The following is a 12,820-nucleotide window of genomic DNA, read 5'->3' on the forward strand; positions in this document are numbered from 1 at the left end:
ATCGGATCGTCGGGCGGCGGCGGCATCGGCTACAATGCCCCGGCCGCGTTGGGCGCGGCGCTGGCCAACAAGAAGCACGGCCGCTTCACCGTCAACATCCAGTGCGACGGCGATCTCATGTACGGGCCGGGCGTGCTGTGGACGGCGGCCCATCACAAGATCCCGATCCTCTACGTGATGCACAACAACCGCGCCTATCATGCCGAGGTAATGTATCTGCGCCGCGCCGCCAACCTGCACGGCCACGATCTGCCCGAAGGCGGCATCGGCGTGCGGCTGGGCGATCCCAACATCGATTTCGCGAAGATGGCGCAGAGCTTCGGCGTCTATGCCGAAGGCCCGATCACCGATCCCAGGGATCTGGGCCCGGCGCTGAAGCGCGCGGTCGCGATGGTCAAGCAGGGCCAGCCGGCGCTGCTCGACGTCATCACCCAGCCGCGTTGAGGAGGTTTTGACGATGCGTTTCCTGCCCGTCCTGATCCTCGCCGCCGTGCCGATCGCCGGGGCGGCGGCGCAGGCCCCGGCCCCGGCCGGCGATGTCGCGCGCGGCCGCGCGCTGTTCGTGCGCAACGGCTGCTATTCGTGCCACGGCTATGAAGGCCAGGGCGGATCCTACACCGGCCCGCGCCTGGCGCCCAATCCCTGGCCGTGGCAGGCGATCGCCGCCTTCATCCGCCAGCCGCCGGGGATGAAGCCGCCTTTCACCACCGTGCGCTGGGCGATCATGCCCGCCTTCACCCGCAAAATGGTGACCGACGCCGACGTCCAGGACATGCGCGCCTATCTGGCATCGATGCCGGCGCCGGCCGCCGCCGATCGGATCCCGACCTTCAGCCGCAAATGACCGGATCGGCTAGCCGATCCGGATGATGCCGACGTTCTTCTCGATCGAGATATGGGTGCCGAAGGCTTTGGAATAGGCCTGGAGGTCGCGCAGGATCTGCTGCGCGACCTCGGGCGCGGGAAGTCGCGGCGTGCCCATCCGCGACAGCGGCCGCCGCCGCCCGCCGAGATCGGCGGGATGGAGGCGGATTTCGACCAGGCGGCCGTTTTCGAAGCGGGTTTCTGTCAGCACCGTCATCTGGCCGGCGGGATCGTCGAGCATCGCCATCTCGCGCGCATTTTCCAGCACGTCATAGCTTTCGCCCAGCTGGATGCCATATTGATAGACGAAGCTCGCCAGGCCGTAGAAGACCGGCTTTCCCTTGTAGATTTCGATGCCGTGCAGCGCGTGCATGCCGTGGACCACGAACATGTCGGCGCCATTGTCGATCGCATCATGCGCCAGCCGGACTAGGAAGTTCGCGGGATCATGCTCGGCTCCGCCAACCTCGAGCGCCGCCGCGCTCGCCGCCTGGTGGGCATGGATCGTCGCGATCAGGAAATCGGCATAGGCCTTGCCGTTGCGGATGCTGGCCATCGTTTCCGCCGCGTCGCGCGCGTCGATCTCATAACGGACGTCGCCGACGTCGCTGCCCACCTCATAGCCCTGGCCGAACAGGCGGAAGCGGCGCGGATTGGCGGGCGCCGCGGCCTCCCGCAGGCCCTGCGCCCTGGCTGCGATCGCGCGCAACGCCTCGAAATCGGCGGGGGCGACGACATGATAGGCCTTGAGGTGGAGGGGATTGAGCCCGGCCGCCCCGCCCAGCCCGCCGTTCCGGTAGCTGGCCTCCGTGCGACTGAAGGAAGGGCCGTAATGGCTGCTGTCGTCGATCGAGAAGATCGAGACCAGGCCGACCCGGCCCTTGGGCGTGGCGAGATATTGGGCGGCCCGCGCCTCGTGCAGGTCGCGGCCGGTGCCGGCGTGGGCGATGCCGGCGCGATCGAGCGCGCCATCGGTCGAGATCATGCCGGCCAAGCCGCCGTCGAACGTGTGGTTGTTGGCCCGGCTGACCAGGGTGACGCCCATGTCGCGGATCGACCGCGCCGTCGCCAGCGGCGACAGCGTGCCGCCGACCGGCCCGCTGAAATTGCGGAAATCGACCAGGCTGGTCTCCATGTTGGCGAAGCCGACATCGGCCTTGCGCAGCCGCTCGGCCAGGGCCTGGAAGGCGGGGTCGCCATCGACAATCGGCTGCGGCGCGATGATGTCGCCGACCGCGGCGACGGTGAAGCTGCCGCCAATCTTCATCTGCCGCTCGGCCGCGGGATCGCGCTCCGGGGATGGCGGCGGGGCGGCCATCGCCAAGCCGGGCATCGCCAGCAGGCCGGCCATGCGCCAGGCGGTGACGCTCCGCCGCGTCGCCGATCGCTTCGTCATCCGCTCCTCCCCGCCAATCCCGGTCGGCGCAGCCTAGGGCGCGATGCCGGGCGCCGCTGTCACCCTGGCGAGTGATAACCGGGCGTGCGGCATCTCAGAATTTCATTCCGGCCTGCACGCCCCACTGCCGCCGGTCGCCGAACACGCGCGAATAATAAGCGGTGCCGCCAAAATAGCCGAAACCGTAATATCGGCGGTTGGTGACATTATCGACATAGGCCGAAAGATGCCATTGCGGTCCGGTCTTCGGCGATGTCAGCGTCAACCGGAAATTGCCGAGCACCAGGCCTGGACTGCCGGTGTAGCCGAAATTATAGGGATCGAAATAGACTTGGCTTCGATACGACCAGTCGGTGTGAAGATCGATGCCATGGCCCGAAGCCATCGGGATGCTGTAGGTGGCGCCGCCGGTCGCCGTCCATTTCGGCGAATAGGGCAGCATGTTGCCCGCAAGGCTGACCGGCACGCCGGCCAGGGCTGTATCGTAAGTGAGGAAACGGCTCCGGACGTAGCCGAGCGACGTGTTGAGGCGCAGATCGGGGGCCGGCCGCGCCTCGGCCTCGATCTCGAAACCCTCGAGCCGCGAACGGCCGGCATTGGTGAGCGAGGTGACGGCGCCATTGCCCGAAATGCTGCTCAATATCTGCTGATTGCGCAGCCGGTACAGAAACAGCGAGGCGTTGAGACGGAGCATCCGGTCGAACAATTCGCTCTTGAACCCGCCTTCGTAGGAGGTCAGGATTTCGGGATCGACCCGGCTGAGCGTATCGGCGCTGGTTGCGGTAAGGTTATAGCCGCCCGATCGGAAGCCCTGGGCGACCTTGCCGTAGATCATGATCCGCGGCGTTATCGCATAATTGGCCGTGGCATCCCACGTCAGCCGCTTCCAGCTGTTGCTTTCATGCTGCCCGTAGAGCGCGTAGAAGCCGTTCAGATAGGCCGGCGGACGGGCCGGATCCAGCCGGGCGTCCTGCTCGCTCAGATCATAGCCGAAGACCTGGATGCCGTTGAGGTCAATCCTGCGGCGCTCGTTCGAATAGCGCAGCCCGCCGACCAGCGACAGCCGCTCGGTCACCTTCCAGGTCGCGCTGCTGAAGGCGGCCAGCGTGGTCGTGCCCTGCCGGCCGTCATATTTGAACAGATAGTCGAGGGCGGCGCCTTCCAGCGTGCTGACATTATATTGGTTGGTGCGTGAATGATCATATTGGCCGAACAGGCCGAGGATCGCGCTGACCGGTCGTTCGGCCGGCGTGGCGAGGCGAACTTCCTGGCTGGCCTGCCAGCCCAGCAGCGGCTGATAGGTGTGCGAGAAATCGGTGTCGTTGCCGTCGTCGTTGGTCAGCAATTCATAGTCGATCTTGGCGTAGGCGGAGATCGCCGTGAGGTTCCAGCCCCCGCCCAGCTCGCTGTTGAGCCTCAGCGTCGCACCGAAATTATGATAGCGTTCGAAGCTCGGCGCCTCGTCCGAGGTACGCTTGGGGTCTTCGTAGGTGGCCGGTAGGCTCGTGCCGTTGCAATGGGCATAGGGCGTATTCAGCGGATCGAAATTGGCCGGCGCGCAGATGTTCTGGATATAGCCGCCGTGATAGATCGGCGCCCCCCCCTTGTCATATTGGCCGAATAGCTTCAGCGTCGCCGTAGTCGCGTCCGACACCTGCCATTTCAACTGGATGCGGCCGCTGAAGTTGTCGTTGCCGCCGATCTTCCGATTGTTGAAGACGTTGCGGACATAATCGTCGCGATGGCTGTAGCGCAGGTCGAAACGGGCATCGAGCGTATCGGTCAGCGGGGTGTTGAACATCGCTTCGGCGATATATTTGCCGTAGAAGCCCCATTGCCCGTCGAGCTTCAGCGATGCCTCGACCTTGTGTTTCGGCGCGGCGGAGAAATAGCTGACGGCGCCCGCGGTGGTATTTTTGCCGAACAGCGTGCCCTGCGGCCCGCGCAGCACCTCGACCCGATCGACATCGTAGATTTGCGAGCCTATGCCGAAGCTGTAGGTCTGATAGACGTCGTCGATATAGATGCCGACCGGGCTGCCGCCTGCCGAGGAGAAATCGGTGCTGCCGAGGCCCCGGATCGCGAACCGGATATTGCCTTCGGCAAAGCCGTTGGTCGCGTAGAGATTCGGGACGACGCGGACCAGCGCGACGCTGTCGGTGATGCCCTGGGCTGCAAGCTGCCCGCCGCTTACCGCGGTGATCGAGATCGGAACCTTCTGCGCGCTCGCCTCGCGGCGCGATGCGGTGACGACGATGTCCGACAGGCCGGTATCGGCCGCAGCCGCCGGGGCGGTGTCGGGGGCCTGGGCGTGTGCCGGCGATGCCGCGATCAGCGCCAGGGCGCTTGCTGTGACGATCAGGCGCCGGCGGCCAGCGGTCGTCATGCCCGTGGATTTGCGCATTTTTCCCCTTCCTCTTTCGGTCGTGATTTTGGAACCTTGGTGGCGGCGGGGCCGCTTCGACCCCACGAAATAGTTAGTGATGATCCCGGCAAGTCACGCGAAGGAGCCGCCGCCACGCAAAGGCTACGGTGCGATACCGGCCCGGAAGTTCTGCGCCGAACTTGCCTACGAATTCGCAACGATCTTGAACTAAGACCGAATTGGATCGATTTACGGCCTTCTCCCTGCGCGGTTCTCCAGGCTCCCCGTTAGGGTCGAACCCCGGGAAGATGTTTGACTTGCGCGGGATTGAGCGGCGCGAGTCCATGCAGGTGACTTTAGTGCCCGTCTAAAAGTCGCCCGTCCCCGAGATGGGTGACCCCTTGGACCCGTCCGTGTTCGCCTCCGGCTATCCCAAGCCCTATCCCACTGGGAGGGTATCGCCAGACCGCCGCCGTCTGGCGATAGATCGGCAATGACGTTCGCGCCGATCACCGCCCCTCGCCCCGATCGCCGTTCCGCCGCGGAGGATCGTCGCCGGCCGGCCGACACCGGGCCGCAAGGCCGATGATGCGGCGGTCACGGCCGAGCATCTGGCTGCTCGGCGTTCTTACTGCGATCGACGCGATCGCGATCGATCTCTGCGTCCCGGCGCTGCCCAGCCTTCAGCGGACCTTCGCGGTCGATGCGGTGGCGGCGCAGGCGACGCTGTCGGTGTTCTTCGCTGGATTGGCGGCGGGACAGGCCGCGTGGGGCCCGGCGAGCGACCGCTTCGGCCGCCGGCCGCCGCTGCTGATCGGGCTGGCGGCGTTGGTCGCCGGTTCCATCCTGGCGGCGGCGGCGGACAGTCTGGCGGCGATGTTGTTCGGCAGGTTTCTGCAGGCGATCGGCGCATCCGCCGGGCTGGTGCTGGCCCGCGCGGTGGTCAACGATCTGTGGCCGGCCGATCGGGCGGCCCGCCTCTATTCGCAGCTGATGCAGATATTGGGGCTCGCTACCATGATCGCGCCGGTGGTGGGCGGCGCTTTGTTGTTGCTCGGGTCATGGCGCTGGATATTCGTCACCTTGACCGCGATCGGGGTGATCGCCTTGGTGTGGACCTGGCGCTCCCTGCCCGAAAGCCGTGCGTCATCTGCGGTCGCGGACGAGCGGCTGGTTGAGGGATGGCTGCGGCTCGTTCGGTTGCCGGGCTTCGCCGCGACGGTAATGATCTCGGCATTGACGATGGCGGCAATGTTCGTGCTGCTGACCGGCTTCTCCTTCCTGTTCATCGGCGAGCTCGGTTGGTCGAGCACGCAATTCTCGATCCTCTACGGCGGCACGTCGATCGGCTTCGTCCTCGCCTGCCAGCTGAACATCCTGGCGCTGGCGCGGACATCGGCGGCGCGCGTGCTGCGCCTGGGTCTGGCGGGCCAGCTGCTGCTGGCGCTGGTGCTGACGACGCTGGTGTTGGGCGGCGGGCGGCATGCGCCGACGATCGCGATCCTGTTCGCCGGGTTGATCTCGTCGCTGGGCTTCACGCTCGGCAATGCGGTTTCCGAGGCAATGGGCCGCGCGCCGCCGGCGCTGGCCGGCGCCGCTTCGGGCGCGATCGGGGTCACGCAATTCTCGTTCAGCGCGCTGGTGACGCCGCTGGCGACGCTCGACCCCAGCGTATCGCGATCGACGGTGCTGACCCTGCTGGCCTGTGCCGTCGCCGCGTCACTGCTCGATCTGTGCCGCCGGGTCGCCCGCGTCCGACGATAAGCCGCGCCTTTTCCATTGCAAACCCGTCACGCAACGGGTAAGTTTAATCGCAATGAAAAACAGTTGATTCGCGTCTTTCGACGCTGGATCGTGGGCGCCTTATTTAAGGGGGACTCATGCACATCTATAAGCTGGGTGATCGGCTCGAGAATTTAAGTCGATCGGAATTCCTGAAGTCCGCCAATGCGGTTTTTTACGGAGACGCCCCGGCCGAGTCGATCCGGATCGACGGCGGCGATCTCTCCGGCCCTTGGACATTGGGGACGTGGGCGGTCGAGCGCGGGGAATTCGATCTGACCTATGCAATGTCGGAATATTGCACGATCCTGGAAGGGCGGGTGATCGTCGCGCAGGGCGACCGCCAGGCCGAACTGGCGGCCGGCGATTCCTTCTTCACGCCCAAGGGCGAAACTGTCCGCTGGCAGGTGATCGAGCCGGTCAAGAAGAGTTTCGTGATCATTCCGTGATCGCCGACCGGACCGGGGCCGGCGATCGGCGGTCCGCCTTTTCGACATGACGGCCAGGGCCGCCTCGCACGGGAACGGGGCAGATCGCTGGCCGGTGGAGCTGCGCAGTGCTGATCACGGGGATCAAGAGCAGGCCTGTCTATGATCGTCTGGAGATCATCGAACGGGCGCATCGCCATATCGTCGTCGCGCAGGGCAGTGGCGGCGCGGCGGCGATCCGTCTGCTGGACGGGCTGCGATCGCAGCCGCGCCCGGTGGAAATCTTCTATTCGCGGCAATCGTTCAGCGGGCGCGACCATGCCGACGATCTGCGCGCGCTCGGCATCGGCACGGTCGATCTGTTCGAGGACAACGGGGCGCTGATCGCGGCGCTGGCCGCCCGCCTCGCCGATGCCGATCTGGGGACGGTCCTCTATCTCGCCGGTTCGGAGACGTTCATCGGCCTGGCGATGCAGGTCGCGTCGTCGCACAATATGAAGGGCGACGAGGTGCTGCGCGAACATTGCGGCACCTTCGCCCGGCGGGTGATGTGCGTCCATTGCAACGCCTTCAACGACGACATCACCCATCGCCTGTTCGAATGCGGATCGTGCGGCGAGACGCTGATCGTGCGCGACCATTATTCGCGGGCCTGGGCGGCGTTCATGGGCGTCAAGGCCGATGCCGAGACGCCCGGCCTCCTGCCCGACGACGAGGAGCTCGAAGCGTGAGGAGTAAGCATGGCACGTTCGAGGTGCTGGTCGACGGCATCGAACGGGTGACGCCGCTGATCAAGCTGTTCCGGCTGGTCGATCCGGAGGGCGAGCCGCTGCCGGGTTTCTCCGGCGGCAGTCACATCATCGTGCTGATCAGGAAGGGCGATCTGGTCTTCCGCAACCCTTATTCGCTGACCAGTTCGCCGTTCGACACGCGCCATTACGAGATAGCGGTGGCTCTGGACGGCAAGGGCCGCGGCGGATCGCGGGCGCTGCACGAGGATGTCCGGGTGGGGGATCGGCTTGAGATCACCTATCCGGCCAACCAGTTTCCGCTCGACCGCATGGCCCGGCAGCAGGTGCTGATCGCCGGTGGGGTCGGCATCACCCCGGCGCTCAGCCACATCCGCGAGCTGGAGATCGACGACGTCCCCTACGAACTGCATTACGGCGTGGCCAGCGACGTCCACGCGGGCCTGGCCGATCGGATCGGCGCCGCCGCTGCCGGCCACGTCCGCGTCTATCGCGAGGATGTGGAAGGGCGGATCGATTTCGCTACCGTGCTCTCGGGCCGTCCGCTCGGCACCCACGTCTACGTCTGCGGCCCGGCGCCGATGCTGGAGGCGGCGGTGCGCGCCGCGCAGGATTGCGGCTGGCCCGACAGCCATATCCATTTCGAACTGTTCGAGCAGCAGACGACGGGCGTGCCGTTCGAGGCCTATCTGGCGCGAAGCGAGAAGGCGATCGTCGTGCCGCCCGAGCTCAGCCTGCTCGAAGCCGCGGAGGCCGAAGGCGTGGCGATCCCCTATCTCTGCCGCGGCGGCGCCTGCGGCCTGTGCGAAACCGCCGTGCTCGAAGCCGATGGCGAGCTGATCCACCGCGATATCTGGCTTTCGGAAGATCAGAAGCGGCAAGGCCGATATTTCATGCCGTGCGTCTCGCGCGCCCGTTGCACCCGTCTCGTCCTCGACGCCTGACCCAGACAGGAGTGGCCCCGGTGACCCTTCATTTCAAACCCGACGAATCCTATCGTGCCCCTTATTCGTTCTCGAACAGCCGCGAACAGATCGAACGCTATCCGTTTCTGTTCCTGAGCGACCATTTCACCTATTCGACCAATCTGGAGCCGCATGTCGAAGGCCCGGGCATCTTCGAGCATCTGCTCGACGTCGATGAACATTATCTGGGCGAGATGGCGGAGCGGCGCCTGCTGATGGCGGCCGATCCCGATCAGCATTATGTCTCGCTGCCGCATTCGATCCCCGCCCAATGGGAATTCATGGAATTGATCATGGAATCCTATGCGCGCGATTATCCCGAACATTTCGCGCTCGAACGATCGGGTTCGACCTGGACGTGGACCAACCGTCCGCTCGGCATCACCGACAGCTTCACCTTCGGCGACATGCGGACGCTGGGCAGCGAGCCGCTCAAATATATCGGCATGCAGGGCCAGGGCGACTGGATCCTGCTGGAGGAGCGCGATGCCAACCTGTTCTGGATCGCCGGCCTGGCGACGTCGCGGGCCGGCTATTCGTTGCGGTTCAACGTCGGCATGAATTTCAAGGAATATCATGGTCCGGTGCCGCTGGCGCACGAAAGCGGCGTGTTCGAACGCGCCATGAAATTCCTGGTGCGGCTGAAGCCCGGCCACCCGTTCCGCCGGACCAACTGGAACATGACGGTCAATCCCCGCCACAATATCTCGGTCGAGGCGACACCCGAATGGGCCAATGACTGGAGCCTCGTCACGTCGGAGAATGCCGGCCGGCTGGTCCATCTGCGGATGGAGATCCAGCCGATCTTCCGGCTGCCGCGCACCAACGCCATCGCCTTCCCGGTGCGGACCTATTTCGCCTCGCTGGAGGAGATTGCGACCAATCCGGCCTGGGCAAGGCGCCTGCATCGCGTGGTCAAGACCTGTCCGCAGGAAATCGTCGATTACAAGGGCTTCACCCGCTTCCAGCAGCAGGTGGTCGATTGGCTGGCGCCGTTCGACGACGGCCGGTAGGGCGCGGCGCGCCCGCTCAGGTCCGCGCTGGCGCCAGGGCGATCTCGATCATATGGCGCTTGGCGGCGGTCTTTAGATCCCTGAATTCCGGGTGCTTGCGCTTGCCGTGGCCGATGATCAGCACCAGCCCTTCGATCTGCATGGCGATCAGCGCCGATCGCTCGCCGATCTCCGCGGCGCCGATGCCGGGATTGATCCGGGCGATGGCATCGCCGATGCTGCCGATGTGGCGAAGGTAGAAATGGTCGATCGCCTTCGACACATCCTTGTCGTGGTTCGCCAGCGCCCATAATTCGGGGAACAGCCGCGAGGTGAACGGATCGGACAGATCGTCGAGCAGATAGTCCAGCATGATCGCGAAGCGATCGTTCGGATCGCCGCTGGCCTTCGCCTCGAACAGCCGTTCATAGGTTTCGAGATAGGATTTCTCGAGCGTGTAGGTCACGACCGCGTCGATCAGATCCTTCTTCGTCCGGAAATGATATTGCAGCGATTTCAGATGCATCGCGCTCGCCTCGGCCACGCTGCGCATCGAGAATTCGTGATAGCCGTTCGCGACGATCAGGCGCCGTGCCGCCTCCAGAATCTCCGCCTTCGAAGACGTCCAGCGCTCCGCATCGCGGCCGGCGGCATCCATCATGATCCTCCCCTGCCGCGCGGCGATCGGATCGGTCGATCGCCCCGGGGCCGGATCATCGATGGCGGTGAAATCGGCGGGGATCAACCCCGGGCCGCGGGCCGGCACCGCTCGCGCCGCTCGAACGCGATGATCAGGCCGGCGACGATCATCACCGGGCCGTGGGCCTTTCCCGAGCAGAGCGGCAGCAGCATCAGCGGCCAGCAGGCGGCGATGCACCAGCCGGCAAGCGTCGCGCCGGCACGCAGCGGCGCGACGACGGTGGCGAACCGTCCGTCGGCCAGATGCGGCGGCCGCCGGCAGCGCGCCAGGCAGGCGGCGCGTGCCGGGCTGATCTGCCAGCTGCCGCCGACCGCCAGCGCGATCGCCGCGGCGCCCAGCGCCGAACTGGCGAAGGCGGCGATCAGGATGGCGGCGACCGCGAGCAGCGCGCCGGCTGCCGTCCAGCCGCAGAGATAGGCGAAGGCGAACAGGGCCGCCGGCCGCACCCGGCTATCCGGCGACCACCGTCGACCGAGTTGCCGCAGCGGGCCGGCCAGCACCGGCGCCATCATCGCCACCGCCATCAGCGCGAAACCGGCCAGGATCGCGGGCAGGCCGAACAGCCGCGCGGCCTGGTCGATCCGCGCGATGCCCGGCATGACCGATCCGGCGATCCCGCCGCAGACCATGGGAAGGACGGCGTGCAGGTCGCGTCCCGCCGCCAGCGCCGCCCAGGCCGCCGCGCTGGCCGCCCACAGCAGGGCAGTTAGCGGATCGGCGCGCCCCGGCCGGTCAGTTGCGCGCGCCGGCACCGGCGTGGCAACTGGTCTTGTTCTTCTCCGGCGCCAGATCGATCCCGGGATTACGATCGAAGAAGCCGCTCGGCATCAGCTTGAAGCCTGTGAAGATGCACGGCTGGACCGGAAAATCTTCCGGCCGCACCTGATGGTGCAGGCCGAAGGTGTGCCAGACCACCAGATCCTCGTCGACCAGCGGCCGATCCTGCTTGACGAAATCGGCGACGCCGCCGCTGCCGTCGGAATGGTTCATATATTCGCCGGCGGGATAGCGCTCCTCGGGGTCGAAGGCCGTGACCCAGAGGTGGTTGCCGGTGAACGTCGAACGGCGGCCGGACGGCGAATCGGGCGACACGAAGAAATTCACTGGATGCGACGGTTCCAGCTTGTAGCCGGTCGGCCGGCCGACCTGATTCCTGCGATCGGCGCTGACGATCTTCCACGCGCGGTGACTGTCGAGATTAGCGCGGCGGCAGGCCTTGAGCTCGGACGTCAGCACCGTCTCTTCCTCGAGGAAGGCGTTGCCGTAGACATTGTCGGCATCGATCGGCAGCGCGCGGGTGTTCAGTTCCACCACGCTGTTGCGATCGCCGTCGACCGCCATGTCGAGCCGGGCGCAGAAGATATGCTGGTGGATGTGGCCGAGCACGCCGGGCATGACCTCTTTGCCGAACCGGCCGGGTTCGCCCGGGTGGCAGGCAGTGGTGTTGATGATTCCGGTCGCCTTCAGCTCCAGCTCGATCGAACCGTCGGTGTGAAAATACCAGAAGATGCCATATTCATAATTGGCGACCGTGCAGATGCACGACACGACCAGCCGGCGCGCGCGCCGCGATTCGACGCGATCGGTGCGGAAATCCCAATGCTTCCACAACAGCCCGGCATCCTCCTCGTGGATGCAGATCGCATTGTCGATCGTCACCACCTCGCCGTTCATCGTCGCCAGATGAGCATCCATATATTCGATCGCGCCCAGGCAATCGCAGCCGAGCGTCAGCGAATTGGCCAGCTTGCCGATGCCATATTCGCCGATATCGAACACATTCTTGCGGAAATGGCCCTTGTCGGGGGTGCCGTAGGGCACGACCATCTCGACCAGCGACGCGCGGTAGATCACCGGGCGGTTGTCATATTGGATGTCGTGCAGCGTCAGCCCCTCGCGTGAGTTGAAACCGACGCGTACCGACCATTTGTCCCACGTCAGTCGCTGGCCCTCGCGCTTGAATGACACACCTTCGGGTTGGACGATGTTGATCGGCTTGTACGGGCGGCGCGGCTCGGTGATGAACTCGGCTTCGTAGTTGGATTCCCCGCGTGGGATCGGGATGATCTCATGATCATCGACGCGCAGAACCTCGTTGGTCTTGATGTCGATGATAGCGTTGAGGCCACCGATCGGATGGGCGTAGAAATTCTCATTCTCGCGCAGCCGCAGCCAGGCGAAGACATGGGCGACGTAGCGCCCCGCCTCGTCCCGCGCGCCGAAGCTGCCGCCCGACCATGGGTCGATGCAGACATTCTCCATATCGTCGATCCCGCGGCGCTTGCAGGCGGCGATGAAGTCCGGAGCCTTCCGCACCACTTCCTCGATCGCGGTGAATTGCTCCAGCTGGATCATCGGCTTGGCCGTGGGTAGATATTCGCGGCGTACGATGCGGCGATCGGTCAGCGACACGATCAGCCGCCAGACGCCGTCGGTTTCCAGGCGGAAGAGATTGGCGCGCGCCCGGCGGTCGATGCAATCGCCGGTGTCGAACGCGCGAACCCGGTCCTTTTCGGGTTCGAACAATTCGACCGTTTCGAAATAAAAGCCTTCAGCGAATTCCGGATCGGCCCGGACCA

General features: G+C 65.4%; 12 protein-coding genes. 7 read left to right on the forward strand and 5 right to left on the reverse strand.

Going from position 1 to position 12,820, the window contains the following annotated elements; translation table 11 throughout:
- On the forward strand, positions 1-444 hold a 444-nt coding region (locus ACIQ17_RS23645), incomplete at its 5' end, for a thiamine pyrophosphate-dependent enzyme (RefSeq protein ID WP_398471641.1).
- Between the two features lie 13 nt (positions 445-457).
- On the forward strand, positions 458-844 hold the full coding sequence (locus ACIQ17_RS23650; protein ID WP_398471642.1) for a c-type cytochrome: 387 nt from the start codon (positions 458-460) through the stop codon (positions 842-844).
- Between the two features lie 9 nt (positions 845-853).
- On the opposite strand, the gene ACIQ17_RS23655 is transcribed toward ACIQ17_RS23650, so the two are convergent.
- Together ACIQ17_RS23655 and ACIQ17_RS23660 are read right to left on the reverse strand one after the other, a co-directional pair.
- Positions 854-2,260 (reverse strand): CapA family protein, encoded by a 1,407-nt coding sequence (locus ACIQ17_RS23655; RefSeq protein WP_398471643.1) that lies wholly within the window; start codon positions 2,258-2,260, stop codon positions 854-856.
- Positions 2,261-2,354: 94 nt separating this feature from the next.
- On the reverse strand, positions 2,355-4,664 hold the full coding sequence (locus ACIQ17_RS23660) for a TonB-dependent receptor (protein WP_398471645.1): 2,310 nt from the start codon (positions 4,662-4,664) through the stop codon (positions 2,355-2,357).
- A gap of 546 nt (positions 4,665-5,210) precedes the next feature.
- On the opposite strand from ACIQ17_RS23660, the gene ACIQ17_RS23665 reads away from it, so the two are divergent.
- The 5 genes from ACIQ17_RS23665 (at position 5,211) to ACIQ17_RS23685 (ending at position 9,562) form a co-directional block, all read left to right on the forward strand.
- Positions 5,211-6,389, forward strand: a complete 1,179-nt coding sequence (locus ACIQ17_RS23665) for a Bcr/CflA family efflux MFS transporter (protein WP_398471646.1) — start codon at positions 5,211-5,213, stop codon at positions 6,387-6,389.
- 116 nt (positions 6,390-6,505) lie between these two features.
- A complete protein-coding gene (locus ACIQ17_RS23670) occupies positions 6,506-6,856 on the forward strand; it encodes a cupin domain-containing protein (protein WP_398471647.1) in 351 nt (116 codons plus the stop codon).
- Between the two features lie 107 nt (positions 6,857-6,963).
- Positions 6,964-7,566 (forward strand): dimethylamine monooxygenase subunit DmmA family protein, encoded by a 603-nt coding sequence (locus ACIQ17_RS23675; protein ID WP_398471648.1) that lies wholly within the window; start codon positions 6,964-6,966, stop codon positions 7,564-7,566.
- 23 nt (positions 7,567-7,589) lie between these two features.
- A complete protein-coding gene (locus ACIQ17_RS23680; RefSeq protein ID WP_398471649.1) occupies positions 7,590-8,528 on the forward strand; it encodes a PDR/VanB family oxidoreductase in 939 nt (312 codons plus the stop codon).
- A 20-nt stretch (positions 8,529-8,548) separates the two neighbouring features.
- Entirely contained in the window at positions 8,549-9,562 is a 1,014-nt protein-coding gene (locus ACIQ17_RS23685; RefSeq protein ID WP_398471650.1) for a heme-dependent oxidative N-demethylase family protein, read from the forward strand.
- 16 nt (positions 9,563-9,578) lie between these two features.
- On the opposite strand, the gene ACIQ17_RS23690 is transcribed toward ACIQ17_RS23685, so the two are convergent.
- From ACIQ17_RS23690 to ACIQ17_RS23700, 3 genes are all read right to left on the reverse strand, one after another.
- Positions 9,579-10,202: a TetR/AcrR family transcriptional regulator gene (locus tag ACIQ17_RS23690; protein WP_398471652.1), complete on the reverse strand. Its 624-nt coding sequence runs from the start codon at positions 10,200-10,202 to the stop codon at positions 9,579-9,581.
- An 80-nt stretch (positions 10,203-10,282) separates the two neighbouring features.
- The gene (locus ACIQ17_RS23695; protein ID WP_398471653.1) at positions 10,283-10,993 is read right to left on the reverse strand and encodes a DUF2182 domain-containing protein; all 711 of its coding nucleotides are present in this window, start codon (positions 10,991-10,993) and stop codon (positions 10,283-10,285) included.
- Positions 10,974-12,820, reverse strand: a 1,847-nt coding sequence (locus tag ACIQ17_RS23700) for a primary-amine oxidase (protein ID WP_398471654.1), incomplete at its 5' end; no start/stop codon positions are given. The genes ACIQ17_RS23700 and ACIQ17_RS23695, both read right to left, overlap by 20 nt.

The sequence above is a fragment of the Tardiphaga sp. genome (genome assembly GCF_044340795.1).
Classification (GTDB): domain Bacteria; phylum Pseudomonadota; class Alphaproteobacteria; order Rhizobiales; family Xanthobacteraceae; genus Tardiphaga.

Coding starts and splice junctions, on each gene's coding strand:
- ACIQ17_RS23650 (WP_398471642.1), top strand. CDS start 458: ATGCGTTTCCTGCCCGTCCTGATCCTCGCCGCCGTGCCGATCGCCGGG.
- ACIQ17_RS23655 (WP_398471643.1), bottom strand. CDS start 2,260: ATGACGAAGCGATCGGCGACGCGGCGGAGCGTCACCGCCTGGCGCATG.
- ACIQ17_RS23660 (WP_398471645.1), bottom strand. CDS start 4,664: ATGCGCAAATCCACGGGCATGACGACCGCTGGCCGCCGGCGCCTGATC.
- ACIQ17_RS23665 (WP_398471646.1), top strand. CDS start 5,211: ATGATGCGGCGGTCACGGCCGAGCATCTGGCTGCTCGGCGTTCTTACT.
- ACIQ17_RS23670 (WP_398471647.1), top strand. CDS start 6,506: ATGCACATCTATAAGCTGGGTGATCGGCTCGAGAATTTAAGTCGATCG.
- ACIQ17_RS23690 (WP_398471652.1), bottom strand. CDS start 10,202: ATGATGGATGCCGCCGGCCGCGATGCGGAGCGCTGGACGTCTTCGAAG.